Below are 25870 nucleotides of genomic sequence, written 5' to 3'. Positions count from 1 at the left end.
GGTATCTGATTTATCAGGCGCATGCCCCGGGCTTCGCCAGGCGCTCTGAGACCGACTCAGAGCCGCCACAGCGCTCGAAACCGGTGTCTCGACAGTTGCGGCACGCAGCGTCGTGCCGTCGCTCTCGGGCGGTCGTCAGTGCGGCCCGCGCAGCCGTCTCAGTCGAGGAACTCGCGAACCGACTCGAACGACTCGCTCGCCAGAACGTCGGCGAGCGCGTCGTGGTCCACGTCACCAACCTGCTGGGGGTACTTGCGCGCGAAGTAGCTCACGATGTTGTCCACGTCACGCGTCAACAGTTCTCGGGCGTTTTCGTGGTCGGTCGGGACCGCCTGGGGCCAGTCGAACACGACGACGCCGTCGCTGGTGACGAAGACGTTGTACTCGCTCATGTCCGCGTGGACGTACCCTTCATGGTAGGCGGTCTGCATCTCGTCGAGGACGAGGTCGAGAACGGGCAGGACCTGTTCGGGTTCGAGTTTCGTCCGCGACAGTTCGACGCCGTCGACCTTCTCCATCACGATAGCGTGGCGGTTCGCATCGATCGGCTGGGGCACGGACACGTCAGGATACAGCGTTTCGAGCGCGTCGTACTCCCGTTCGGCGGCCTTCCGCGCGGTGTAGAGCCACGAGACGTGCTCCCGGTCGGCGGTGTACTCCCGCTCTTTCATCACCTCGCGGAAGTTGGTGTACCCCTCGCGGTGGTACTTCAGCGCGACGGGCTTGTACGACTGGGCCTCGTACACGTCGCTTTCCTTCCCGACGCCCAGGGGCGCGCCGACGCCCTGGATGGTGTCGCGCTCGGCGAACGTATGCAACGCGAGCGTGTCGTACCCTTCGAAGGTGAGTTTGAACCCCTCGTACTGGATGGTCTTGCGCTCTACCAGTCCGCGGTCGGCACAGCGGTCGAGGCGGTAGTCGACGTTCTCCGCTGTCAGACGAGAGAAATCGGTGAGCTTCTCGCGGGCGACGTACTCCGAGAACCGCATCCCCTGTTCGACGCCCGACAGCAGGTGGAAGTCCTCGGGTTCCAGCTCTGCCATCACCGAAGCCACGTTCTGGACCATTAGGGACCTCTATTCGGCCGACCGGTAAAAGGCCGACGCGTTCGGCGACCGGGAGTTATAAATTAATATCCGCTATATCGAATGTGCCCCCACGTGTCCAGTGCAGACCGTTGCGCTCGGCGCGCAGGGCCTTTCACTCGCCGGAACGAGGCGTCAGTCAGGCGTGGAAGCGGCGGGAACCGCGCGGTCGGCGACAAATGGCCTGATGGAACAGGCTGGGCCGTAGCCGATCGCGACGCCCTCCCGCCGGTCGTCTCTCGTTCGACTCGTCGTCGGGTAAGACCCGTATTCCGATTCCGTAACCCGATCGTTCCATGGCCGGCGAGCGGCCGTCTCTCGTCACCAATTCGGGAGTACGTGACTCAAACTTCGATTTACCGAACTCCGATCTGCGACCGATGAACTTCGGTGTCGGCGTACCGACACGCGGCGCTGTTGTGCGAACCAGTAACGGAACAGGGCCGTGGGCGCGTCATCGGCCGTATCAATAATGCGCTTATCGTTCCCGTCTAGAAGATGTTACTTTCTAAACTACTCTCTACTTTTCATCACTCACGATGTACCGATTCGGCGTGAGCAGAAGAAACCAGGACCTCCTGGACGACCTGTCATCCGCGCTCGCCCTCCGACAGCGCGACAGACGGTTCATGGTCCCCGTCTTGTTCGCCGTGATAACTGAGCTGTACTTCTTCTGGGCGATCACACTCCACACCGAACGGCCGCCGATGACGTCCGACGCGGCTATCTTCGAGCACATCGGGTGGTACATCACACACGGCGGTCGCCTGTACGTCGATGCGTGGGAACCGAAACTGCCGCTGTCCTACGAGACGACGGGCGTACTGGCCGTCCTCTCCGGCGGCGACATGCACCGATTCCACCTCCTGAGCGTCTTGCTGATGATCGTCGCGGTGTGTGCCATCGTCGGCCTCGTCGCGATTCACGTCCACGACCTCACCGGGAACGACGTCGCGGCCGCCATCGCGGGCCTGTCCCTGTTCCTGTTGCCGGGCTTCGCCGTCCGGCCGGCCTACGGCTACAAGGCGAAGTACATGGTCGTTCTCTGTGGGTTACTCGCCGTGTACCTGTACACGCGTGAGTATCCCGCGCTCGGCGGCGCGGCAGCCGCGGCGAGCGTGGGCTACTGGCAGGCCGGAGCCGTCTTCCCGCTCATCCTCCTCGGCTTGGCGGTTCAGCAACGGAACCGACGGGCGCTCGTCCGCGTCGTCGTCGGCGGGCTGGCGTTCACCGTCGCGATGGTCCTGCCCGTGTTCGTGCTCTGGGGATCGGCGTCGCAGATGGTGGTTCAGGCCGTCCTCGTGCCGTTGGCGACCGGTGAACACACTCCCTTCCTCGCCCGACTCGTCGCGGGCGTCGTTCACTTCAAGTGGGCGAGCCCGTTCGTCCTCGTCGGCGGGTACGGGCTCGCTCGCCTCACCTGGAAGCAGGTGACCGGTGGCGACGCCGTCGGCCGCTCGACGTGGTGGGTCCCGGTCGGCGCCGCCTGGTTCGCGTTCCTGATCTTCTTCGTGGACTTCGAGACCGGCGGCTACACCGACCTCATCCCGGGGCTCGCGTTCGTCGCCATCGGCGTCGGGATCGTCGCGGCACGGCTCCGCGAACGGCGGTTCCAGTGGTCGCTCGGCGGCGCGCTCGCGGCCGTGCTCGTCGTCAACGTCGCGCTGCTCGGGAGCGTCGGGCTCGTCTTCTCACCCGTCGAGACGCCGGGTCCCGCGCCCATGTCTGATCTCGAAACGGACGACTACACGCAGGAACACGCCGCCCTCGAAACGAGGCCCGACGTCCGCTACGTCTACTGGAACAAGGTCCGCCCCTCGACGTGTCACTACCGGCTGTCACTGATGGAACTCCGGTGGCTCGACCGGATCGGCTCGACGCCCGGCGATCGCTGTGTCGACCTCGCGACAGCGAGGAGTACGCTCGCGAGGGGGTGAGGCCGACGCTATCGTAGCCATAGAAATTCACTGCACATCCGATCGTCCGACAGCAGTGCGATCGGCGTGTACCTCGTTTCGACTGGTACTCTAGGACTCCGACGACCCGAACTCCGTGAGGGAGGTCTGGTCCGCGGTGGCATCGCTCGTCTCGGCCTCGCCGGTGATCACGTAGGGGACGATGACCCGGAAGAACTGCGCGATCAGGACCAGCAGGATCGGGCCGAGGAAGATGCCGTAGAAGCCGAAGGCGATGGGACCGAGGATGTACGCGAACATCAGGAGTCCGACGTGCGTCCGGTTCCCGCTGACGTAGGGCCGCACGAGGAAGTCGGGGATCGTGTCCACGACCACCAGCGTCACCACGAGGAACACGGCGACGTAGGCCAGCGCGGACGGCTCTCCCGCCGCGATCGCGGAGACGGCGAGGATCCCGGCTACGGGGAGGTAGACGACTTTCATCCCGACGACGGGAATGAGGCTCCCGATCCCCGTTAGTGCGCCCACTAGCGGCGCGAACGGGACCTGGACCGACCCCGGCGCGAACACGTTGTACAGCGAGAACACGAAGATGCCGATGATGCCCGTCACCAGCGCGTTCAGGATGTTTCCGAAGAGGATCGACGAGAGCTCGTCGTCCACGGACGACGCGTACTCGCCCAGGACGCCCGAGCCGTCGAAGGTGTCGAGGAACCAGCCGACGAGCCGCGGGCCGTCCGTGAGCAGATAGTACGTCCCGGCCAGCATGATGAAGCCGTGGAGGAGGATCGTCGCCAGGACGCTCACCGAGTCGACGAGCGTCGACGACACCCGCCCCAGCCAGGACTGGACGGTCGGGTTCCTGAGCAGGGCGATCAGTTCGCCCGGCCCCATCGTCAGCAGGTCGTCCGCGCCGAGGGCCGCGAGCGGCGCCGGGAGCGACCCCGGTTCGAGGTCCTGGAGCGAGGAGAGGTACGCGGCACCGAGTCCTCCGGATCCGAAGAACGTCTGGAGTTCGGGGACGAGGAGGACGAGGGTGTAGCCGAGCAGGGCGATGAAGGGCAACAGGAAGAAGAAGATCGTCGCGGCCGCGTGCACCTGCCGTCGGTACGGGAGCGCGTGTTCCCGAATGGAATCCGGGAAGGGAAGCGCCGCGAGCCGTCGGTAGATGGGACGACTCGCGTAGTAGAGGAAGATCGTGAACACGAGCGTCGGAATGAACTGGGACAGCACCAGTCCGACCGCGACGAGGAGGCCAGTGCCCGCGAGCGCCAGGAGGACACGCCGTCGGAGGGCGGCACTGAGTTGCATATGTCCCCGATACAACCTTTCGAGGTGAAATAAAACCACCGGTCAGTTCGATGCATTTTTCGAGTGACGGCGGCGTATCTCCCGGTCGACTACAGCCCTTCGAAGGCGGTGATCGCCTCGCGCCAGTCGTCGGGGATCGGTCGCGCGGCCCCTTCCGCGCGGTCGTACGCGACGATGGTCGTCTCGCCGGTCGCGGCGACCGCCCCGTCGCTGCGGACCTCGTACTCCATCGGGAAGCTCTTTCCCCCGAGCCGCGGCACGCGGACCGCGACGGTGACCGAATCGCGCAGTCGGACGGGCCGCTCGAAGTCGAGTTCGAGGTTCGCGATGACGATGCCGGTCCCGGACTCGTCGTCGGCGAGCAGGGTCTCGCCGTCGGTGACGACGTCCCGGAGGTAGTCGATGCGCGCCTCTTCGATATAGGTCGCGTAGACCGCGTTGTTGACGTGGCCGTAGGTGTCGACGTCGGCGTAGCGGACCGCGACCTCGGTGGTGTACTCGAAGCTCATGCCAGTAGCTCCGCGTGTTTCTGCCTGAGCTTCTCGATCTTCGGCGGGATGGTCAGCTGGCAGTAGCCCTGATTGGGGTTCTTCTCGAAGTAGTCCTGGTGGTACTCCTCGGCCCGGTAGAACGCCTCCAGGGGCTCGACTTCGGTGACGATGTCGCTGTCGTAGCCCGGCTGAACCTCCTCGATGAACGCCTCGACCGCCTCGCGCTGGGCCTCGTCGTGGTAGAAGACGGCCGAGCGGTACTGCGTGCCCACGTCGTTGCCCTGGCGGTCCTTCGTCGTGGGGTTGTGCGTCGTGAAGTGGACCGCGAGCAGGTCCTCGTAGCTGACCGCCTCGGGGTCGTAGGTGACCTGCACGCACTCGGCGTGGCCGGTCTCCTCGCGGCAGACCGCCTCGTAGCTGGGATCGGCCACGTGGCCGCCGGCGTAGCCCGAGACCACGTCGGTCACGCCCTCGACCTGCTCGAACACCGATTCGGTACACCAGAAACAGCCGCCCGCGAACGTGGCTTGCTCGGTCATCACTCCCAGTACGCGGCCGACGCACAAAACTCACGTGACGCCGTCACCGGTCCACGTCGCCCATGATCGGATCGAGGCTGCCGAGCGTCGCGACGAGGTCGGCGACGTACTCGCCGCGGGCCATCTCGGGCAGCGTCTGGACGTGCGAAAACGAGGGGCCGCGGATCTTGAAGCGGGCGGGCGTTTCCGTGCCGTCCGAGCGGATGTAGATGCCGAGTTCGCCCTTGGCGGACTCGACGGCGCGGTAGATCTCTGTGTCAGGGTCGGGTCGAACCGTCCGGGGGACGTTCGCCTGGATCTCGCGGTCGCTCTCGGGCCAGTCCTCGAGGAGATCGACGCACTGGGCGATGATCTTCGCGGACTCCTCGACCTCGCGCAGGCGGACCAGCAGGCGCGAGAAGTTGTCACCGTCCGACTCGGTGACGACGCTCCAGTCGAGTTCGTCGTAGTAGCCGTAGGGGTCGTCTCGGCGGAGGTCGTAGTCGATACCCGAGCCCCGCGCGACCGGCCCGGTACAGCCGTAGGCCTTCGCGGTCTCCGCCGGCAGGTGGCCGGTGTCGACCGTCCGCAACTGGATGATCTCGTTGCCGGTGAGCAGGTCGTGGTACTCCGCGAGCTTCCGGGGCAGGTCGTCGACGAACGACCGGATCTCCTCGAAGAACGCCTCGCGCGGTTCGGGGAGGTCCCACGCCACGCCGCCCAGGCGGAGGTAATTGAACATCAGGCGCTGGCCGGTGAGGTCTTCGAGAATATCCTGGACCAGTTCGCGGTCGCGGACGCCCCACTGGAACACCGGCGTGAACTCGCCGATCACGTCCAGCCCGTACGTGGCGACCGCGAGCATGTGCGAGAGAATCCGCGACAGTTCGCCGCACATCGTCCGGATGACCTGCGCGTACTCCGGCACGTCGATGCCGACGAGGTCCTCGGCCGCGCGGGCGTAGGCCCACTCGTTCAGCAGGCCGGCCCCGCTCCAGTCCCAGCGGTCGGGGTAGGGCATGATCTGGTGGCGGTAGGTCTTGGACTGGCACATCTGCTCCTCGCAGCGGTGGATGTAGCCGATGTCGGGGTCGACGGCCGCGACCTGCTCGCCGTCGAGCTCGACGCTCAGGTGGAGGACGCCGTGGGTCGACGGGTGATGGGGACCGACGTTGACGTGCATCGTCTCGGGGCCCTCGCGGGTGTCTTCGAGCAGGCGCTGGTGTTCCCGGAAGGGGACGATCTGGGGCTGGTCCTGGTTGTACGCCTCGCGGAGCGGGTGGCCCTGCCAGGTCTCCGGCAGCAGCAGGCGACGCAGATCCGGATGGCCGTCGTACTCGACGCCCAGCAAGTCGAAGGCCTCGCGCTCGTGCCACTCGGCCGTCCGATAGACCGGCGCGGCCGACTCGCTCTCGGGGGCGTCGCGGGGCGTCGGGACGACGACGGAGAGTTCGCGGGTCGGGTCGTCGTAGCTCCGGAGGTGGTAGATCGTCTCGAAGCGGTCGGCGTACTCCTGGGCGGTGACGCAGGCGCAGTGGTCCAGCCCGGCCTCGCTTCGCAGCGTCGAGAGCACGTCCTGCACCTCGTCCGCGCGGACGACCACCGCCGGGGCGTTCTCGTGGTCTTCGGTCGTCAGCACGTGGTCGGCGATCGGCTCGACGAGCGGATGCGACTGTTCGGTGAGGGGAGCGGTCTGTGCCATCCGTTGGTCGACGGTTCGTCCCACGCCGCCCTCGGAGTGGCCCCTCACCGGCGAGGCACCTTTATATGAGGTCGCCGAACGGCCGCCGTGAAGTACGTCACGCTCTCGCTGCGGATGGCCCCGGAGGTCCGCCACCCGATGCACCAGTTCGTCGTCGAGCGCGACGGCTACGAGGCGAGCTACCTCCTCCGGGGCAACGAGATGGGCACCGAGGTCCAGACGCTGCTGTTTCACGTCGACGGCTTCCCGCCGGACCCGTACAGAGCGGCGCTGGAACGGGCCGACACCGTCCGGGAGTACGCCATCTCGACGTGTCCCGACGAGACGTTCTACCTCTACGTCCAGGACACCCCCTCGGAGACGGACCACGACCTGATCCGTGCGGTGACACAGACGGGCCTGGTCGTCGTCTCGCCCGTCGCGTACCGGGCCGACGGCTCCGTCGGATTCACGCTCGTCGGTCCCGGCGACGCGGTCCAGCGGGCCGTCGAGGCCGTCCCCGACGGCATCTCCGTCGACGTTCGGGAGGTCGGCGAGTACGACAGCCGCCGCCTCGACACCGGGTCGACGCTCACCGACCGGCAGTTCGAGGCGGTCGCCGCGGCCGTCGACTGCGGCTACTACGCGAGCCCCAGAGCCGGGAGCGTCGCCGACGTGGCCGACCGACTGGGCTGTGCGCCCGGGACCGCCGCCGAACACCTCCGGAAGGCCGAAGCGCGCGTGATGCGGGACATGCTCGGCCAGTACGACTCGCCGGGCGCCGGCCCCGACTGACCTCGAATCCCGAAAATCGACCGGAAAACGGACGAGAAGCGCGTTTTGTGGCGCTCTGCTATCGGCCCGGGGCCTGAACGTTTGTGGATTTGATATAGCGAATACTAGTTTATCGCGCGATCTCTGCCAGCCCCTCCTGTGCTGTATTTTATACGAAACTAAGCGCATTCTCTCCTCAAACCCCAGAATATGGACTTCTCACATGGGCGAGGGCGCCTGACTGGCGTCGGCCCGCAACTCCTATCGCGCGCCCGTCCCAACGGCCGGTATGGCACTTGCCGACCTGGAGTGGCGCGTCGTCGGCGAGGAGACTCGCTCCGGGCCGATGACGATGGCGCTCGAATCGGTCGCCGCGGAGACGGTGGCCGACGGCGGCCCGGCGACCGTTCGGGTGTACACCTGGCCGGACACGCTCTCGCTTGGCTACGGGCAGGACCCCGAGACGATCGACTGGGGGTACTGCGAGCGCGAGGGCATCGGCGTCACGCGCCGACCGACCGGCGGCGGCGCGATCTACCACGACCGCGTCGCGGACGTCTCCTACGGCATCGTCGCCCCCGCCGACGCGGTCCCGGGGGACCTCATGGCGTGTTACGAGCAGTTCTGTCGGCCCGTCCTGGAGGCGTTCGACCGCGTGGGGGTCGACGCCGCATTCGCCGACGACGAGCGCGAGGCGGTCCACCGGCCGGCCTGTTACCTCCGACAACTGCATCCGGCCCACGACATCGTCGGCCCGGACGGGCGGAAACTGAGCGGGAACGCCCAGTACCGACAGAAAGACGCCGTGATACAGCACGGCTCGCTCTCGGTGTCGCTGCGACCGGAGCGCCACTGCGGCTGTTTCACCGCGAAACCGGACCCCGACGCCTTCGGCGACCGCGTGGGCGCCATCGACGAGTACGTCGATATCGAGCGCTCGGCCGTCGTCGAGACGCTCCGGTCGACGCTGGCCGAGTGGGTCGACGCCGACGAGGGCGGGTGGACCGACGACGAACTCGCTCGCGCACGCGAGCTCGCGAAGGAGCAGTTCGGAACCCGCGAGTGGGTTCGAAGGGCCCCCTGAGTGGCGAGACCGGCGATCTCAGGGGCGCGACACATTTTTGTCACCGTCGTGAGGAGTACCGGTATGGTCCCTCCACCAACCGATAGCGGCGAGACGAATTCGTCGGCGGCGTCGACGCGGAGCGTCTCCGACCTCTCGGAGCGAGAGCTGTACGGCCTCGTCCGGGTCGCAGCCGAAGACGCGGTGCTCGGCGCGATCGGCACGCTCCTGCTCGCCGGCCTCGGCCTGATCCTGTTTCTCGGCGGGCTCTCCGGACTCCTCCAGATTTCCTCGCCGTCGCCGGTCGCCGTGGCCATCGCCATCGCGTTCGTCGTCGGCGGCGCGTACCTGTTCGCCTCGTCGCTGGGCGCGATTCCGTCGGTTCGCGACCTGCTGTAGAGTTCGGAACCTCTTTTGTCGGTCACCCCCTCACCGGTGTGCATGGTACGAGTCGGCGCACACACCTCTATCGCCGGCGGCGTCTACAACGCCGTCGAGGAGCAAGTCGAGTACAGCGGCAACTGCGGACAGATCTTCTCGCACTCGCCGCAGGTCTGGCAGGACCCCAACATCGACGACGACGAGGCCGAGCAGTTCCGCGACCTCACGGTCGACCACGGCGTCGGCCCGTGGGTCATCCACTCGTCGTATCTGGTGAACCTCTGTACGCCCAAAGACGACCTCCGCGAGAAGTCCGTCGACTCCATGCAGAAGGAGGTCGACGCCGCGGCCAAACTGGGCATCGAGTACGTCAACGTCCACCTCGGAGCGCACACCGGGGCAGGCGTCGACGGCGGCCTCGACAACGCCGCCAGCGCGCTGGACGAACTCGACGTGCCTGACGGCGTCACCGTCCTGATCGAGTCCGACGCCGGCAGCGGGACGAAACTCGGCGGCGACTTCGAGCACCTTGCCACCGTCCGCGAGCGCACCGACCAGGACATCGAGTTCTGCCTCGATACCGCCCACATGTTCGCCGCGGGCTACGACCTCTCGACGCCCGAAGCGGTCGCGGAGACGCTGGCGGAATTCGACGACGTGGTCGGCTTCGAGGACCTCGCCTGCGTCCACCTGAACGACTCGAAACACGACTGTGGCACGAACAAGGACGAGCACGCCCACGTCGGCGAGGGGCTCATCGGCGAGGACGGGATGCGCGCGTTCGTCAACCACGACGCCGTGGTCCTCGTGCCCCTGGTCCTCGAAACGCCGACCGAGGACGGCAAGAGCTTCGCCTGGAACATCGAGCGCGTCAGGGAACTCCGCGAGGAGTAGCGCTCGCGGCGCGTCGAACGGATCGTTTGAATCTGGTTCGAATCACTTCCTTCGAAGGGATCTGTACCGAATAGCCGACGCGACGACGGACCGCGACGCTTTTGGGCGCGAGTCGACTCTACGCGGACGTGCGCAGGTTCTCCGCCGACTACCTCGAATCCACCCGCCGCGGGATGTGGGCCGACTCCCGAGCGGCGCTCGCGGACCTGCACCTGGACGCCTGCGACCGCGTCCTCGACGTGGGCTGTGGGACGGGCGAACTGACGCGCGTCCTCCGCGAGGAAGTCGACGGCACCGTCGTCGGCCTCGACGCGGACGCGGACTTGCTGTCGTCGGTCGGCGGGCCGGTCGTCCGCGGCGACGCGACGCGGCTCCCGTTCGCCGACGACGCCTTCGACCTCGTGGTGTGTCAGGCGCTGCTCATCAATCTCCCCGACCCCGAGTCCGCGGTCCGGGAGTTCGCCCGCGTCGCGACCGACCGGGTGGCCGCCATCGAGCCGAACAACGCCGCCGTCACCGTCGAGTCGACCGTCGACGCGGAGCCGACGCTGGCTCGCCGCGCCAGACGGTTCTTCCTCGACGGCGTCCGGACCGACGTGACGCTCGGGCGCGATGCCGCGGCCGTGTTCCGCGACGCGGGGCTCTCGGTCGTCTCGACGACCCGGTACGACCAGGAGCGGCGCGTCGAACCGCCCTACGGCGACGCCGCCGTGCGGGCGGCCCGACGGAAGGCCACGGCGTCCGGGCTGGAGGACGACCGGGAGACGATGCTCAACGGCGAGGCGACGCCGGCCGAGTACGACACGCTCCGCGAGCGCTGGCGATCGATGGGCCGCGACGTCGTGGACCAGATGCGGGACGGCGAGTACGAGCGCCGCGAGACGGTCCCCTTTTTCGTCACCGTCGGGACGGTCTGAGACGACGCCGTCCATTGTGACTGCCGGCCGGGTTTCGCCGTCATCGGTCGCCGGCCGACGCCGCGAGGACCCGGTCCGCGAGTCTGAAACAGAGCCCGTCCAGCACACCGACGAGCAGACCGATCGCGCCGCCGATAAGGCTCGCGACGGCGACGCCGACCAGGAGGAACAGCGCGACGCCCGCGACTGCCGAGAGCGTCGCCGTCCCGAGGGCGAGCCCCTCCGCGAGCGCGGGGACGGCGAGGACGGCGACGAGTCCGAGCAGGAAGGCGACGCCCGCCATCGCGCCCGCGGCGAAGCCGTGCAGAGCGAGCGTCCACAGCGAGGCCGACAGCTCGACTCGCGAGTCGACCCACCAGACGGCGAGGACGAACAGCGCCCACACTACGCAGAAGACGGCCGCGCCGACGAGCGTGTTCAGCCCGCCGAGCAGGTCGGAAAGCGCCCCGCTCGCGTGGCCCGCGAGCACGGCGACCAGGACGAACAGGCCGACGTCGAAGGTGGCGAGCGCCCACGTCGAGAGCGAGAGGCGTCCGCCGAGGACAGCGGTGACGGCAGGTGACTCCGCGGGCGTCTCCGGCGGAGGCGACGACTGTCTGCCCTCCGATTCACCCATGCGCCAGCACCTCCGCGAGCACCACGAGCGCGAGGAGCAGTCCAGTTGTCGCGCCATATGCCTTCGAGAGCACTGTCCGGTGTGGGTCGCTAGACGGGCTGTCGCGGCCCTCGTCGTCCGGGCCGCCGTCGCTCTCTCGGCCTTCGTCGGCCACCGGCCGGGCCGCCTCGCGTGCGCGCACGACGACCATCGTTCGGACGGCCGAGCCACAGACGAGAACCACGACCAGGGTCAGTTTCACCAGCAGCGTCCGGCCCCAGTCGGTCGTCGGCCCGGGCGGCCCGAGCGCGCCGAGGTTGCCGACGCCGGTGAGGACGAGCGCGCCGATGCCGGTCCAGAACAGCCACTCGAAGCGGTCGGCGGCCGCGAGATCGGTGATTGCACCGGACCGATAGCCGTACCACGCGGCGGCCGACCCGCCGACGAGCACCGTCACCGTAAGGACGTGGAGGGTCCGCATCGCGAGGGATGTCAGGGCACCCATGGTCGAAGTACTCGCCGCGGTCCCAAAGAACGGAGGGTCCGCGCTAGGCGTCGATGGTCACGACGCCCTCGTCCGCCGCGACGGTGTACCGCGTGGAGGGATCGACGGTCAGGCTGACCAGTCCGCTCTCCAGGGTGTCGGGGCGCTCGAACCGGGCCACCGTCGCGCGAGCGGTGTAGTCCGCGGTGTAGACGCAGGGACTGGTGTGACAGCCGAAGGCGTGGATTCCGGTGTCGGTCGCCTCGATACGTTTCAGGTGGGGCAGTATCGACCCCGACCCCCAGCCGGTCTGGACGAGGAGGGCGGCGTGGCTCTCGAAGTCCGTCTCCGAGACGAACGCGCGGATCTCGTCCCACTCGTCGCCGATGCGGTCCACGTCGTCGGGCGCGGTCAGGAGCGTCGCGTAGAGCTGATCGCCGGTCGGTCCGTCGTCGCCGGGCGAGAGCTGTAGCCCCTCGTCGCGGAACACGGTGCCCCGCGTCGGCCGCTGTTCGAACGTCAGCGACGGCTCCGCCGGCATGTTCGCACAGAGGTACAGCGGGTCGTAGTCCTCGTCCTGTCCGTCTCCAGAGCACTCGGGCTCCTCGATCTCGTAGGGTGGCGTATCGACCCGATCGACGCCCGCCGGGAGGCCGCCCGGCGTTGCGGTCGGCGTGCCGTCATCCGTGTCGGACGGCGTGCCGTCGTCGGTTCCAGTCTGGGTCGTCGGGTGTGTCGGCGTCGTCGCGCCGCCGTCGCTCCCGCCGGAGCCGTCGCCGCCGTCTCCAGGGGCCAGACAGCCGCCGAGGGCGGTCGCCGCGAGGCCGCCGACCAGCCCCAGCGTCTCGCGTCTCGTTCGATTCATACGAGACGCTCCGCTCGGCACGGGTGTATCCCTTCTGTACGCTCAAAACCGCGTTGTAGCTGGGAGGCGTCTCGACGCTGTCGTCCGCCACGGCCGGTAGGCCCTTGTCCGGGGAACGTTTAGCGGGACGCGAGCCCCTCGGTCGCCATGATCCCACCGCTCGTCCGCCGCTGTCCCGACTGCGGTCACCTCGGCTGGAGCCGCCGGTTCACCGTCGTCGAGGACGGCGCTCCGCGTCGCGTGGAGTGCCCCGCCTGCGGCCACCAGTTCTCCGTCGCGGACTCGCCGTGGCTCCAGTGACGGCGTCGAAGTCCGCTACTGCACTTGTCCGCTCCGGTCAGACCACGTCGCCGCGGACCGTCGCGCCCTCCTGTCGCTCGCGGTAGGCCTTCACGGCCTCGGCGGCCTCGCTCGCCTCGTCGTCGTCCAGCCCGAGCATCGAGAGCGACTGGGCGAGCGTCGGGAAGACGAACTCGTTGTCCCGGAGCTTTCGGAAGGCGTCGGCCGAGCGCTCGCCGTCGATCCACAGGCAGGCCCCGCGGGGGTCGAGAATCTGCTCGTAGTCGCTTCGCATCTTCGCCCCCTTGAGGCGCTGGGTGACGTTGTCCTCGAAGGAGGCGTTACACACCTCCAGGTGGACCGGCTCGTCGTCGCCCAGGAGGTGTGCGGCCAGGCACTTCTCGGGAGCGGCGTGGCCGCTCGCGTTCGCCCGGATGTGCTCGGGGTGCTCGTCGGCCCACGCGGCCCGGACCGTCTTGCCGACGCCGTCGACGCCGTGGCTGCGCTGGAACTCATCGGCGCGCTCCGGGGCGTCCTTGAACAGGATGTCCTTCGTGACGTACACGTCCAGGCGCTCGACCGGGTCGAGGCCCAGCGCCACGTCGCCGTAGACCCACACCTCGCGGACCGGGACCGGCATCGTCTCGTCCTCGACGGCGTCGACGATCTCCTCGACCCGCTCGACTGCCTCCGGACGGTCCAGACTCATTGCCATCTCTACCGGGTCGGCGGGGAAAACGCTGACTCTCCGTGCCCACCACGTCGAGGTTCGCACACGCCGGTCGCGGTGTTCACCTCCTGACGTGGTCGGCCGCGATTTTGCTCCCTTTGACACAGGCGACGGTTCCCAGTCCGGGCCACGTGGTGTCGCCGGCGAGGTAGAACCCCTCGACGCCCACGTCCTGTGGCACAGCCCCCTGGTTCGCGTTCGCCCGCGTCTGTTTGTACCCCCCGACCGCCCCGCGGGGTCTGTTCGTGAACTGTTCGTATGTGACGGGCGTGGCGACCTCGGAGACGACCGGGTCGGTTCCGAGTTCGGGATAGACGGTCCGGCCGCCCGCGAGCAGTCGCTCGCGGGCGGCTTCCTTCTTCACCTCGTATGCCGCCTTGTCGAGGTCACGCCACGGTTCGACCGCACAGTGCGTGGACAGCATGACCGCCCGGTTCCCGGCCGGTGCGCTCACGTCGTCACCCGACGCGGAGACGGAGACGAACATGTTGTTCCCGTTGCCGAGCGGCTCGTCGTAGTCTTCCAGAATCTGATGATGCGTCCGCTCGCGACCCTCGACCTCAGCCGCCGGGACGCCGAGAAACAGCACGAGCGCGCTTCCCTCGTGGTCCCGCAGCATCGAACAGTGTTCGTCGAGCCTGTCGCCGACGACCGTCGGCGCGAGGTCTCTGGTGACGGGAACCGGGACGGTGCTGACGACCTGTTCGGCGTGGACCGGCCCAGCCGCCGAGTCCACACGAAAGCCGCCGTCGGTGCCGGTCACCGCGGTGACGGTGCGGCCCGTCTCGACCCGGCCGCCGATGGCCGCGTACTGGTCGACGAACGAGTCCCAGAAGCCGTACATTCCGCCGGTCGCTCGACCCAGTCCCGTTCGACGGATCGTCATCCCGAGGACGGCGTTCAACAGCGGCGCTTCTTCGAGCGAGGCGTGGACCGTATCCTCGACGAGCATCGAGACCATTGCCCGGAGCGGTCGGTCGTCGTACACGTCGTGGGCGCGCATCGCGTCGGCCATCGTCCAGCGGAGATATCTGACCAGCGGGAGGTCACGAAGGCCGACTGCGCGGGCGTTCCGAACGAGGTCGCCGACAGTCTGTATCGGCATCTTGACGTCCGTTCTGGTGAGCCGCCAGAGCCGCGCCGAGAGGTCGTCGATGAAGTCGTAGAACGCGATATGTCGCTGGTCGTCGCCGAGTTTCGTCCGCCGCTCGGCGTCCCAGTCGGCCTGGTCGCGGTACAGCGTCACCGTCAGATCCGGCAGCCAGACGTCGTAGGCGTCCTGTATCGTAATTTCCGGCGGCTCGAAACCGACGGCCGACAACAGTTGGCCGCCGACGCCTTCTGGCACGAAATCGACGAGCGTCGTCGCACCGACGTCGAACCGGAACCCCGCTCGCTCGTAGTAGCCCGCACAGCCGCCGACGCTGTGGTGCTGTTCGAGGACGACCGTCGAGTAGCCGTCCGCCTGCAACCGCGCGGCCGTGCTCATACCCGCGACACCGCCGCCGATGACGGCTACGTCTGCGGACTCAGTTCCCATGGATGCTCGGCCACGGGACTGTTCCGTCCCCGTCCGACGCGATGCCGCTCTCGACGCGAGTGACTGTTTTTGGCCGTTCCAAAACCATTGCGCCAGCTACAAGTCGGGCGGCCTAAACGTTGCCCCCGCAGAAGCCGAAACCTGATTTACCAGCGACGAGTCGCAAGCGATATGTCCGACCGCCAGACGCAGTTTCGCGACCTCGCTCCGTGGGCCGCCGACACCTCGCCGCTGTACGCCCACCTCTGCCGGGAGGCCGCCGAAGACGCCGCGGTCCTCGACCTCGCGAGCGCGGTCCCCGAGGGCCGGCAGGCCCCGCACGTGCTGCTCGCCGCCGTCCACGATCTCCTCGCCCGCGACCCCGGTCATCGACTGGCCGAGTACTACCCGAGCATCGTCGCGGACCCGCGAGCGCCTGACGACGAGTGTTTTCCCGCCTTCCGCGAGTTCTGTCTCGACCGGGCCGACGACCTCCGCCCGCTCCTGCGGACGCGCCGCACGCAGACAAACGCGGTCCGCCGGAGCGCGGTGCTGTACCCCGCCGTCGCGACGGTCGCCGAGGCGACCGACGGGCCGCTCGCGCTGGTCGAACTCGGTCCGAGCGCGGGGCTGAATCTCCTGTTCGACCGCTACCGCTACGACTACGACGGCCGCGTCGTCGGCGACCGCGACTCGCCGGTCACCATCGAGTGTCACGTCCGGGACGGCGACCCGCCGCTGCCCGAGACGCCGCCCGCGATTCGCTCCCGCGTCGGTATCGACCGCAATCCGCTGGACGTGACGGACGACGACGACCGCGACTGGCTCCGGGCGCTCGTCTGGCCCGAACACGAGGCGCGCCGGGCCGTCCTCGACGGGGCGCTCGCCGTCGCCCGCCGGGACCCGCCCCGGCTCGTCGAGGGCGACATGGTCGAGGACCTGCCCGCCGTTCTCGACGAGATACCCGACGATGTCCCGGTCTGCGTGTTCAACACGCTCGTGCTCTACCAGGTCCCCGAGTCGGTGAGCGCGGCGCTGACGGACCTGCTCGAAGCGCGGATGACCGACCGGTCGCTGCACTGGCTCACGGGTGAGCGGGTGCTGACCGGCGGCGAGTCGGTCCGCCTCAACTGGAACCGCTGGGACGACGGGCGCGTCCGGACGACGCATCTCGTCGACTACCAGCCCCACGCCGAGTGGCTGACCTGGCGGACCTGACGGCGACCGAGAGGAGCGGGCAGTCGCTGGCCGACTCGTCGCCGCGCTGCTCGCCGACCGCTCGCCGCTGGAAACGCCCGGCCGTGTGCCGTGCGTTCACACGGGCTTTTCACGCCACCGCCGGAAGCACGCCCATGCAGATCCGCGTCTTCGACGACGGGGCCGACCGCGACTGCCTGCTCGTCCTCGGATGGGGGAACCGCTGTCGCCACGAGAACGTCCGGTGGCTCGTCGACCGACTCGCCCGCGAGTACCGCGTCCACGCCGTCGAACTGCCGACGCACATCACCGACTTCGAGCGCGAGTGGCTCGCGCCGGTCGAATCCTACGCCGCCGACCTCGACGCGTTCGACCTGCTCGCCCACAGCGCCGGCGGACTGACGACGGCGCACCTCGACGCCGAGGGCCTCGGCAGCCGCGTGTACCTGAGCCCGTGGTGGGACAGCGACCTCCCGATACCGCGACCGGTCCTCGAAGCCGTCGCGTCGCTGCCGATCTCGTGGCCGTTCATCCCCGTCGGTACGCTGACGCGAGACGCGCTCGGCGACCTCGCCACCGAGCGGCAGGTCGCGGAGGCCCCGTCGGCGTTCTCGCCCGCGTTCGTTCGAGCGATCATGCGCGCCCAGCGGTCGCTCCCGCCGGCCCGCGAGGAGGCCGTCGCCTTTTGCTCGCTCACCGACGCCGTCGTCGATCCGCGGGCCGTCGGCGCGCGGCTCCCGGCCGACCGCATCCGCCTCTACGACGGCGGACACGAACTGTTCTCCTCGACCGGTCGCGAGGAGACCGTCGAGGCGGTCGTCGACGCCTTGCGCCACGGGCCGAGCGCGCTCTGAAGCGGGTCGCTACCGGCGCGTCCGACGCTGACTGACAGCGTCGCATCCGACGTGCCGGCTGACGGCCCCGAGGCGAAACCCTCTCACCGCTGCGGGAACGAGTCCCCGGTAAGATGGAGTGCGACAAGTGCGGCGAGAACGCGGTGCTACACGCGGCCTACTCCGGGCTCTACCTCTGTGAGTCTCACCTCTGCCGGACGGTGACGAAACGGGTCCGTCGGCGAATCCGCGAAGACGGGCTGGTGTCCGACGACGCCACCGTCGAGGACCCCGAGACGTGGGTCATCGGGCTCTCGGGGGGCAAGGACAGCGTCGTCCTCACGCAGATCCTCCACGACACCTTCGCCGAGGACCCTCGCATCGAACTCGTCGCGCTTTCTATCCACGAAGGCATCGAGGGCTACCGCGACGCCAGCCTCGACGCCTGCGAGGAACTGACCGACGACCTGGGCATCCGTCACGAGGTCGTCTCCTACGCCGAGGAGTTCGGCGTCGAGATGGACGACGTGGTCGAAGACGACCCGGAGGGCATGGCCGCCTGCGCGTACTGCGGCGTGTTCCGCCGGGACCTCCTCTCGCGCTACGCCGAGGAACTCGACGCGGACAAGCTGCTGACCGGCCACAACTTAGACGACGAGGCCGAGACGGCGCTGATGAACGTCCTCGAGGGCGACGTGGAACAGATCGCCAAGCACTTCGAGGCGTCGCTCGGCCCGTTCGACTCGGCCGCCGACGCGCCGACCGAGCGCACGCGAGAGTCACAGGACCACCACGTCCCGCGGGCCAAGCCGCTCCGGGACATCCCCGAGAAAGAGGTCGCGCTGTACGCTCGCTTCCAGGACTTGCCGGCGCACATCACCGAGTGCCCCCACGCCGAGGAGGCCTATCGCGGCGAGATCCAGGAGCTCATGCTCGGCCTGGAGGAGAACCATCCCGGGACGCGCCACTCGATCATGGCGGGCTACGAGAAGCTCGCCGCGCTGGCCGCCGACACCTACGGCGGCGAGAACGGCGACAGGGACTACGGCGAGTGCGAGAACTGCGGCGCGCCGACGGCCCGTGACCTCTGTCGGAAGTGCAATCTGCTGGACGCGCTCGAAGCGGTCTGATGCTCGCTGCGGTTCGTCTGACATGCGTGTCTGTTCACTGCGCCGAACCGCATCGCTGTTCGGTGTTGAAAACGAAGGAAGGGCCGCCGAGTTACTCGTTCGTCCGGATGACGTCGAGGCCGTTGTTCTTCTCGTGCTGGTCCTGTCCGCCGTCGGTCTCGCCGTAGCCGGTGTTGCGGCCGCCGCTTCGACCGCCGTTCGCGGCCGGGCTGTCGAAGCTTTCGACGTTGTCGGAGGCGTCGAAGGAGGTGTCGTCGTCGACCTCCTGGATCGCCTGCCGGGACTTGTTGGCCTGCTTCTGGGTCGTCGGACCCAGCACCTGCGCGGACTGGACGCCGGTCATGATGGCCATGACGCGAACCTTGCCCTTGTAGTTCTCCTGGATGCGCGCGCCCCAGATGACGTTGGCGTTGGCCTCCAGGCGCTCGGTGATGTTCTGGGCGATGCCCTCGGCCTCCTTCAGCGTGAGGTCCGGGCCGCCGGTGATGTGCACCAGCCCGCCGCTCGCGCCGCGGTAGTCCACGTCCAGCAGCGGGTGGTTCATCGCGTCCTTGACGACCTCCTCGGTCTTGTTCTTGTCCTGGGTCTCACCCACGAGCATCACCGCGACGCCGCCCTGGTTCATGATGGAGGTCATGTCGGCGTAGTCGAGATTGATGAGGCTCGGCTGGGTGATGGTCTCGGAGATGCCCTTGACGGTCTCGGCGATGATCTGGTCCATTACCGAGAACGCCTTGCCGATCGGGAGGTTCGGGACGTAATCGAGCAGGCGGTTGTTGTCGAGGACGATGATGGAGTCCGCTTCGTTGCGGAGCTTCTCTAAGCCTTCCTCGGCCTTGACCGTCCGCGCTCGCTCGACGTTGAACGGCGTCGACACCATGCCGACGACGATCGCGCCCTGCTCCTTGGCGATCTTCGAGACGACCGGGGCCGCGCCGGTCCCGGTCCCGCCGCCCATCCCGGCGGTGACGAACACGAGGTCCGCGTCGCCGAGGACTTCCTTGATCGTCCCCTGTGCCATCTCCGTGGCCCGCTCGCCCATCGACGGGTCACCGCCGGCCCCGAGGCCGTTGGTGAGGGACTTGCCGACCAGAATCTTCGTGTCGGCTTCGATCATCTTGAGGTGCTGCTTGTCCGTGTTGATGGCCACGGTGTCGGCGCCCTCGACGCCGATGTTGTACAGGCGGTTGACCGTGTTGTTCCCGGCACCGCCACAGCCGACGATGACGATTCGCGGGTCGCCGAACCCGTCGACGTTCTCGTCGGACAGCTGCTTCTGTTCCTGCTCGTCGCGTTCGAGGGCCTCGTTGACGATGTCCTGCATCGTTACACCTTGGCCCAGGACCGCTTTTGCTTCTCGGAGGCACGCTCGGAGCCTTCCTCGGCGAGCATCTCCCGGACGGCCGCGCGAATCGCCTCGCTACGGTTCGGGTACTCGCCCGTCTCGACCATTTGTTCGACCTCTTCGATCTGCTGCTTCGGAATCCGTAGTGTCACACGCTCCATGTTTGGTAGTTCCCCTTGGGTAAGACGGTGCGACCGGGCCGCGTTTACGGCCCGCCCGTCCGTTTACACGTCGGAACCGCAGTACGAGGGCGTCATCCCCTCGCTCTCTCCGTTGTGTAAGACGACCGTCTTACGCAAGATGTACCACTGACCCTGATGTATTAAAACTTACGGGCAGTGTCATACACTGCGTCGTTTACGGCCCTACAGTGCTTCTGGCGGGCGTAAACGTCGTTTCAGGCTTGATCGAGCACGTCGGCAGCGGGCGTCCGTCTCCCACAGCTCGGGCAGAAGCCCCAGTCCGACCGGAGCTCGTCGCCGCAATCACAGAACACGCGCCGGGACGACTTCTCTCCGCAATTCGGGCAGTACACGTGGTCTGTGCCCACGTTTCCGCCACATTGCGCGCACGTCTTACGCGGCTCCTCGCCGGTTCCGGCACGCCGGTCTCCCTCTGTCTTACGCCCGGTCGCGCCTGCTGTCTGACCGTCGGCGTACGACCGCTCGTCGTCGCCGTCGGCGTCGGTGTCAGACACGTGCTGTCGGGCGGTTTCGTCCGACAGACCGTCCCGTGTCGTACCGTCCAGCGAGATGTTTACGTTGACGTCCTGAGGTTGGCGGGGCCGCGTCGGCACCCGCTCCTCCAGTCGCTCGGAGATGATGCTGTCGACGCGTTCCGTGATGAGCTCGTCGATCGTCTCGGGGTCCGCGACCGACGCCGCGTCGGACGACTGCGTCTCCGACTCTCCGAGGTACTCTCGGAGCGCCTCGCGCATGACCTCGCTCTTCGAGGCGTCGAACGCCTCTAGCTGCTCGATGAGGTCGTCGTCCGCACGGAACGTGATCTTACTCATCCGACTCACTATGCACATTATCAGCAGGGTATTTCAATCTTCCCGCGATGTCTGACACGAGTCGAACGTCTGACACGAGTCGGATGTCCTTAGCGGAGACAGTCGACGGTATCGACCGGGTTCAGGAGAGCGACACACCGATCGAACGACGGCAGTGGGTTCGGATGTGCAGTGACCCTAGAGCGACGATGACCCTGTTCCCGGCGAGTCGTGTGACCGACCGACGAAGCTCTCGCGAATAACAACCCTTAAGTCCGGACGGCGGGGTATTTTCGGGTGCAGACCGCCCTTAGCTCAGACTGGTAGAGCAGTCGACTGTAGATCGACTTGTCCCCCGTTCAAATCGGGGAGGGCGGACTTGGTTTTCAGCCGAACCGTGGCTGATAGCGTCCGCCACGTTTGCGTGGTGTAGAACCTCTCTCGCTGGTTTCGGTTTCCCGCGAGCGACGGCAAAATCCGGAGTGGAACTTGGTTCCAGTTGGGGGTCGCCGCGGTCTCGGGAGCGGTAGTCCGGGGGGTCGCGAGTACGGCAGCTGCAAATTCAAGATCGGAGGCGGCACGGAGATCGAGAACTCGTTCGTCGGCCCGGATCGAGATGGCTTCGACGCATCGATCACTGCAGTGAAAGGGGGGGCTGCATCGGAAAGGAGTCCGTGCCTTCACGTCACTGATCTCGCTTTCCGATCCGACTGGGAGTACTGGCGTCCACGCGTTGAGTTCTGAATCGCTACGCTTGTGCGAGGGGCTTTCTTCACGTTCGATGATATTTCCGCACAGGAAATAGCGTTTCTTGTAATTCGGATACTCACACGAGAACCCGATGTGTCACGTCGCCATCGCGTCGGCTCAGAACCGCTCGCTCATCGCCGCCAGGCCGGCGTCCACGTCGACGGCCGCGCCCTGCTCCGTGAGCGCGTCGCCCAGCGCCGCCAGCAGGTAGCTGACGTTCTTGCGGCGGGCGGAGTGGCCCATGCACCCGATGCGCCAGATGTCGCCCGAGAGCGCGCCGAGGCCGCTCGCGATCTCCAGGTCGTACTCGTCGAGCAGGTACTGGATGACCGCGCCGTCGTCGACACCGCCGGGGACGCGGACGGTGTTCAGGCTCGGGAGCCAGAACTCCTCGGGGGCGTTCATCTCCAGGCCCATGCCCTCGACGCCGGCCTTCAGCGCGCTCGCGACGCGCCGGTGGCGGTCCCAGCGGGACTCGATGCCTTCCTCGGCGACGAGGCGGAGCGCCTCGCGCAGCGCGTACACGTTCGTGATGGGGGCGGTGTGGTGGTAGGCTCGCTCCTCGCCCCAGTAGCCTTCGAGCAGGGAGATGTCGAGGTACCACGATCGGGGGTCCTCCTCGCGCGAGAGGACCTTGTCCATCGCGTCGTCGTTGAGGGTCAGCGGGCTCGCGCCGGGCGGACACGAGAGGCACTTCTGCGGGCCGGCGTAGGCCACGTCGACGCCCCACTCGTCGACGCGGAGCTCGACGCCGCCGATCGAGGTCACGGTGTCGGCGATCACCAGCGCGTCGTTCTCGTGGGCGATGTCGGTGAGTTCGGAGACCGACGGCTGGAGGACGCCGGTGCTGGTCTCGGCGTGGACGAAGCCGAACACGTCGGGGCTGTGCTCGTCGAAGGCGTCGGCCACCGCCGCGGGGTCGAGCGGCCGGCCCCACGGCGCGTCGACGGTGACGACTTCGCCACCGGCGCGCCGGGCCATGTCGGCCATCCGGTCGCCGAAGTAGCCGTTCGACGGGACGAGCATCGTATCGCCCGGTTCGACGACGTTCCCGACGGCGGCCTCCATCGCCGCCGACCCGGTCCCGGAGACGGGAATCGTCCACTGGTTGTCGGTCCGGAACGTGTACCGAAGCAGTTCCTGGACCTCGTTCATGATGTCGATGAACGAGGGGTCGAGGTGGCCCACCAGCGGCGTGCTCATGGCCTTGAGCACGCGCGGGTGCACGTCGCTCGGCCCGGGCCCCATCAGCGTTCGCTCGGGCGGTGTCAGTTCTTCGACGGTCGGTGGTCCGTCCATGGCTGGTGATTCCTCACGGACAGTCATTAAGTCCCGCGATGGCTGACACGGTTCGGTGCCGACGACGCTGATGACCTCGTCAGTCTTCATGGCCGATTGACACCAACGGAAACCGCAAGACTGCGGAGCCGCGGGCTGTGTGAACGATCTCGCCTATTTTTATCCTCGTGTGACGAAGCTACGCGTGGTCGTCGATGGGGTTGTTCAACAGAGTACGTACGGACTCCCATACAGGGGAGGATTCGAGGCGCCGGTACACCTGTCTGGCGTGCCAGGCGTCGTTTGACCTGCAGTACCACTCGTGTCCGGAGTGTGGGGCGTACGACGTCCGCCGGACGAAGTGGGTCGAATAGCCCCGGCGACCGAACGGCACGTCCGAACGACTGCCGGCTATCGGGCACTCCGCCCTTTCATCGTTCACGGGTTTCCCTGTGGGATACCGTAGCCCCCAAGTGAGTCCCAGTGATACGGACGTGCGTGAACCGAAGACAGCTTGGCTCGACGGGATTCGACGTGACGGAGGTCGGCCTGGGCACCTGGAACATCGGCGGTGACTGGGGCGACGTCTCCGAGGAGGCGGGACGCGAGGCGGTGCGGACCGCGCTGGACGCCGGCATCGACTTCCTCGACACTGCCGACGTGTACGGCGACGGCTTCAGCGAGCAGCGCATCGCCGAGGTGCTCGACGAGCGCGAGGTACGCGACGAGGTGACGGTCGCGACGAAGGCCGGCCGCCGGCTGGACCCGCACACGGCCGAGCGGTACGACTACGAGAACCTCTCGCAGTTCGTCGACCGCTCCCGCGAGTACCTCGGGACCGACACGCTGGAACTGGTGCAACTGCACTGCCCGCCGACCGACGCCTACTACCAGCCGGAGACGTTCGAGGCGATGGAGCGGCTGAAAGACGAGGGGAAGCTTGCCCACTACGGCGTCAGCGTCGAGCGCGTCGAGGAGGCGCTGAAGGCCATCGAGTACCCCGGCGTCGAGACGGTCCAGGTCATCTTCAACATGTTCCGCCAGCGCCCGGCCGAACTGTTTTTCGAAGAGGCCAAGCGCCGCGACATCGGCGTCATCGTCCGCGTCCCGCTGGCATCGGGCCTGCTGACCGGGAAGCTCTCGCGAGAGACGGAGTTCCCCGAGAACGACCACCGGAACTTCAACATCGAGGGCGAGGCCTTCGACCGCGGCGAGACGTTCGCGGGCCTCCCGGTCGACGCCGGCTTCGACGCGGTCGACGACCTGCGCGAGCACGTCCCCGAGCGGATGACGATGGCCCAGATGGCGCTGCGCTGGATCCTCGACCACGAGGCCGTCTCGACGGTGATCCCCGGATCGACCGACCCCGACCACGTGCAGGACAACGCGGCGGTCAGCGAGCTGGACCCGCTGTCGAACCAGGTCCACGGCGCGGTCCGCGACAGCTACGAGCAGCACGTCTTCGACGCGGTCCACCACCGCTGGTAGGAGACACACCGCTCTACTTATATCGTCCTTCGTATGTGTTTTAGTGACGATCAACAGACAGATGAAGGACCGTATTCATCGGTCAATCTCCACTACCTGTATCGCCTGAGTCTGCCGTTTCACATACGAAATCTGACTGTAAACGCGAATCGAAACATACGAAAGCAGATAGTTTCCGACACCGTTCGTATCAGGAATCGATTACGCGTCTGACGGCTAGTCCAGTTCCGACCGCTCCCCGCGCCAGCGGAGGCCGCGCTGGCGGTAGCCGTCGAACTCGCCCCGGTCGATCTCGGCCTGGATCTCGTCGCGCGTCGTCTCGTCGATGCGGACGAGGTGACACAGCGGGTGGCCGGGCTGGGCGACGGGGTTCTCCAGCACGCCGACGAGGATTCCCGTGAACGGTGCCTCGACCACCTTCTCGCTGTGCTTGAAGTGGTCCGTGATCGTACAGATGGTCTCGCCCTCGCGGACGAGCGGGTACGGCCCCCACCGCATCTCGACGAGGCCGCCAGTGTCCGCCCGGAGCCAGGTCTTGTCGCCCTGGTCGGCGGGGACCACCCGGAACCAGCCCGGCCAACCGACAGTCGCCGTCGGGTCGACGCCGAACTCGGCGAAGACGCTCGCGACGCCGTCGAGGGCACGCTCGATGAGCGTCGGCTGGAAGCGGTGGGCCTTCCCCATCTCGACGGTGACCGCGGGGATACCGTTCTCGGTGGCCGTCCGTCGGAGCGATCCCACGTCGCCCGGCCCGGAGATGACGACGTTCGCGCCGAACGCTCGCGCGAGGCGGTCGACCCGCTCGTTGGTCGTGTCCGCGCGCGTGTGGAACATCGTGGTCCGGTTCCGCGTCGAGGTGTGGAAGTCGAGCAGGAGGTCGCACTTCTCGACGAACGTCCGGTAGATGCGGTCGGCCATCCGCTCTGCGGTGTTGCTCCGGGGCTTGCCGGGGAACGCCCGGTTGAGGTCCTGGTCGTAGATGGGGATGTCCCGCGTCTGTGCGAGGTAGCCGGGGACGTTCAGGACGTGACAGCAGACGACCGTCCCGTGGATGTCGTCCGGGTCGTAGCGGTCGGCCACCTCCTGGATCACCTTGACGCCGTTGAGTTCGTCGCCGTGGAGCGCCGCGGTCAGGCCGACGGTCGGGCCGTCGTGCTCGCCGTTGAGGACCGTCACCGGAATCTCGATGGGGTCGCCGAGGTACGTCTCGCCGACTTCGTATCTGAGGTGTCGGACCTCGCCCGGCGCGACTTCGCCGTCGTAGCGAAACGGGTTCGTCATACGGTCTGTCAGGCGACAGGGGGACAAATAGTGTGGGCTCGCCCTCCGAAGACGCCGCCTTCCAGGCCGAC

The 25870-nt window shown here is 67.4% G+C and carries 26 protein-coding genes and 1 tRNA gene; 12 read left to right on the top strand and 15 right to left on the bottom strand.

Annotated elements, in window-relative coordinates:
- Positions 1-158: 158 nt before the first annotated feature.
- Positions 159-1067: a serine/threonine-protein kinase RIO2 gene (locus GM656_RS15815; protein ID WP_162414647.1), complete on the bottom strand. Its 909-nt coding sequence runs from the start codon at positions 1065-1067 to the stop codon at positions 159-161.
- Between the two features lie 725 nt (positions 1068-1792).
- On the opposite strand from GM656_RS15815, the gene GM656_RS15810 reads away from it, so the two are divergent.
- Positions 1793-3022: a DolP-mannose mannosyltransferase gene (locus tag GM656_RS15810; protein WP_162414770.1), complete on the top strand. Its 1230-nt coding sequence runs from the start codon at positions 1793-1795 to the stop codon at positions 3020-3022.
- A 90-nt stretch (positions 3023-3112) separates the two neighbouring features.
- On the opposite strand, the gene GM656_RS15805 is transcribed toward GM656_RS15810, so the two are convergent.
- The 4 genes from GM656_RS15805 to GM656_RS15790 all read right to left on the bottom strand — a co-directional run bounded on the left by GM656_RS15805 (position 3113) and on the right by GM656_RS15790 (position 7023).
- Positions 3113-4312, bottom strand: coding sequence for an AI-2E family transporter (locus GM656_RS15805; protein WP_162414646.1), 1200 nt, complete (start codon positions 4310-4312; stop codon positions 3113-3115).
- Positions 4313-4401: 89 nt separating this feature from the next.
- On the bottom strand, positions 4402-4821 hold the full coding sequence (locus GM656_RS15800) for an acyl-CoA thioesterase (protein ID WP_162414645.1): 420 nt from the start codon (positions 4819-4821) through the stop codon (positions 4402-4404).
- Positions 4818-5342 (bottom strand): peptide-methionine (S)-S-oxide reductase MsrA, encoded by a 525-nt coding sequence (gene msrA / locus GM656_RS15795; protein ID WP_162414644.1) that lies wholly within the window; start codon positions 5340-5342, stop codon positions 4818-4820. The genes GM656_RS15800 and msrA overlap by 4 nt, the downstream gene beginning before the upstream one ends.
- Before the next feature lie 43 nt (positions 5343-5385).
- Positions 5386-7023: an NADH-quinone oxidoreductase subunit D gene (locus GM656_RS15790; RefSeq protein WP_162414769.1), complete on the bottom strand. Its 1638-nt coding sequence runs from the start codon at positions 7021-7023 to the stop codon at positions 5386-5388.
- An 87-nt stretch (positions 7024-7110) separates the two neighbouring features.
- On the opposite strand from GM656_RS15790, the gene GM656_RS15785 reads away from it, so the two are divergent.
- From GM656_RS15785 to GM656_RS15765, 5 genes are all read left to right on the top strand, one after another.
- A complete protein-coding gene (locus GM656_RS15785) occupies positions 7111-7797 on the top strand; it encodes a helix-turn-helix domain-containing protein (RefSeq protein WP_162414643.1) in 687 nt (228 codons plus the stop codon).
- Between the two features lie 268 nt (positions 7798-8065).
- A complete protein-coding gene (locus tag GM656_RS15780) occupies positions 8066-8860 on the top strand; it encodes a lipoate--protein ligase family protein (RefSeq protein ID WP_162414642.1) in 795 nt (264 codons plus the stop codon).
- Positions 8861-8923: 63 nt separating this feature from the next.
- Positions 8924-9238, top strand: a complete 315-nt coding sequence (locus GM656_RS15775; protein WP_162414641.1) for a hypothetical protein — start codon at positions 8924-8926, stop codon at positions 9236-9238.
- Between the two features lie 42 nt (positions 9239-9280).
- On the top strand, positions 9281-10114 hold the full coding sequence (locus GM656_RS15770) for a deoxyribonuclease IV (protein WP_162414640.1): 834 nt from the start codon (positions 9281-9283) through the stop codon (positions 10112-10114).
- Positions 10115-10287: 173 nt separating this feature from the next.
- The gene (locus tag GM656_RS15765) at positions 10288-11031 is read left to right on the top strand and encodes a class I SAM-dependent methyltransferase (protein WP_162414768.1); all 744 of its coding nucleotides are present in this window, start codon (positions 10288-10290) and stop codon (positions 11029-11031) included.
- 40 nt (positions 11032-11071) lie between these two features.
- On the opposite strand, the gene GM656_RS15760 is transcribed toward GM656_RS15765, so the two are convergent.
- The 3 genes from GM656_RS15760 to GM656_RS15750 are packed head-to-tail and all read right to left on the bottom strand — an operon-like array spanning position 11072 to position 12975.
- Positions 11072-11647, bottom strand: coding sequence for a hypothetical protein (locus GM656_RS15760; RefSeq protein WP_162414639.1), 576 nt, complete (start codon positions 11645-11647; stop codon positions 11072-11074).
- Positions 11640-12131: a CopD family protein gene (locus tag GM656_RS15755; protein ID WP_174242996.1), complete on the bottom strand. Its 492-nt coding sequence runs from the start codon at positions 12129-12131 to the stop codon at positions 11640-11642. Before GM656_RS15755 ends, GM656_RS15760 begins: the two co-directional genes overlap by 8 nt.
- A 43-nt stretch (positions 12132-12174) precedes the next feature.
- Positions 12175-12975, bottom strand: a complete 801-nt coding sequence (locus GM656_RS15750) for a hypothetical protein (protein ID WP_162414638.1) — start codon at positions 12973-12975, stop codon at positions 12175-12177.
- 147 nt (positions 12976-13122) lie between these two features.
- Here GM656_RS15750 and GM656_RS19165 point away from each other — a divergent pair, with 147 nt between their 5' ends.
- The gene (locus GM656_RS19165; RefSeq protein ID WP_174242995.1) at positions 13123-13275 is read left to right on the top strand and encodes a hypothetical protein; all 153 of its coding nucleotides are present in this window, start codon (positions 13123-13125) and stop codon (positions 13273-13275) included.
- 37 nt (positions 13276-13312) lie between these two features.
- On the opposite strand, the gene GM656_RS15745 is transcribed toward GM656_RS19165, so the two are convergent.
- Together GM656_RS15745 and GM656_RS15740 are read right to left on the bottom strand one after the other, a co-directional pair.
- Positions 13313-13963 (bottom strand): DUF7095 family protein, encoded by a 651-nt coding sequence (locus GM656_RS15745; protein WP_162414637.1) that lies wholly within the window; start codon positions 13961-13963, stop codon positions 13313-13315.
- Between the two features lie 82 nt (positions 13964-14045).
- Positions 14046-15524, bottom strand: a complete 1479-nt coding sequence (locus tag GM656_RS15740) for a phytoene desaturase family protein (protein ID WP_162414636.1) — start codon at positions 15522-15524, stop codon at positions 14046-14048.
- A gap of 171 nt (positions 15525-15695) precedes the next feature.
- Here GM656_RS15740 and GM656_RS15735 point away from each other — a divergent pair, with 171 nt between their 5' ends.
- From GM656_RS15735 to ncsA, 3 genes are all read left to right on the top strand, one after another.
- Positions 15696-16721 (top strand): DUF2332 domain-containing protein, encoded by a 1026-nt coding sequence (locus GM656_RS15735; RefSeq protein WP_162414635.1) that lies wholly within the window; start codon positions 15696-15698, stop codon positions 16719-16721.
- A gap of 134 nt (positions 16722-16855) precedes the next feature.
- Positions 16856-17554 carry an alpha/beta fold hydrolase gene (locus GM656_RS15730; RefSeq protein ID WP_162414634.1) on the top strand — a complete coding sequence of 233 codons (699 nt, stop codon included), beginning with the start codon at positions 16856-16858 and terminating at the stop codon, positions 17552-17554.
- 113 nt (positions 17555-17667) lie between these two features.
- The gene (gene ncsA, locus GM656_RS15725; protein ID WP_162414633.1) at positions 17668-18663 is read left to right on the top strand and encodes a tRNA 2-thiolation protein NcsA; all 996 of its coding nucleotides are present in this window, start codon (positions 17668-17670) and stop codon (positions 18661-18663) included.
- Positions 18664-18754: 91 nt separating this feature from the next.
- On the opposite strand, the gene ftsZ is transcribed toward ncsA, so the two are convergent.
- From ftsZ to GM656_RS15710, 3 genes are all read right to left on the bottom strand, one after another.
- Positions 18755-19987: a cell division protein FtsZ gene (gene ftsZ / locus GM656_RS15720; RefSeq protein WP_162414632.1), complete on the bottom strand. Its 1233-nt coding sequence runs from the start codon at positions 19985-19987 to the stop codon at positions 18755-18757.
- A gap of 2 nt (positions 19988-19989) precedes the next feature.
- Positions 19990-20169, bottom strand: coding sequence for a ribbon-helix-helix domain-containing protein (locus tag GM656_RS15715; protein WP_162414631.1), 180 nt, complete (start codon positions 20167-20169; stop codon positions 19990-19992).
- A gap of 236 nt (positions 20170-20405) precedes the next feature.
- On the bottom strand, positions 20406-21023 hold the full coding sequence (locus GM656_RS15710) for a CopG family transcriptional regulator (protein WP_162414630.1): 618 nt from the start codon (positions 21021-21023) through the stop codon (positions 20406-20408).
- Positions 21024-21306: 283 nt separating this feature from the next.
- Between GM656_RS15710 and GM656_RS15705 the strand changes: the two genes are divergently transcribed.
- A tRNA-Tyr gene (locus GM656_RS15705) sits at positions 21307-21380 on the top strand.
- A gap of 489 nt (positions 21381-21869) precedes the next feature.
- Here the strand turns inward: GM656_RS15705 and GM656_RS15700 are convergent.
- Entirely contained in the window at positions 21870-23051 is a 1182-nt protein-coding gene (locus GM656_RS15700) for a pyridoxal-phosphate-dependent aminotransferase family protein (RefSeq protein WP_162414629.1), read from the bottom strand.
- Between the two features lie 477 nt (positions 23052-23528).
- On the opposite strand from GM656_RS15700, the gene GM656_RS15695 reads away from it, so the two are divergent.
- On the top strand, positions 23529-24518 hold the full coding sequence (locus tag GM656_RS15695) for an aldo/keto reductase (RefSeq protein ID WP_162414628.1): 990 nt from the start codon (positions 23529-23531) through the stop codon (positions 24516-24518).
- Positions 24519-24734: 216 nt separating this feature from the next.
- Here the strand turns inward: GM656_RS15695 and GM656_RS15690 are convergent, their stop codons facing one another.
- Positions 24735-25799: a succinylglutamate desuccinylase/aspartoacylase family protein gene (locus GM656_RS15690; RefSeq protein WP_162414627.1), complete on the bottom strand. Its 1065-nt coding sequence runs from the start codon at positions 25797-25799 to the stop codon at positions 24735-24737.
- Between the last annotated feature and the right edge of the window lie 71 nt (positions 25800-25870).

This window comes from Haloarcula salina, assembly GCF_010119195.1.
Classification (GTDB): Archaea; Halobacteriota; Halobacteria; order Halobacteriales; family Haloarculaceae; genus Haloarcula; species Haloarcula salina.
Note: the sequence above shows the minus strand (reverse complement) of the source record. Positions and strands in the feature narration are given on the sequence as shown.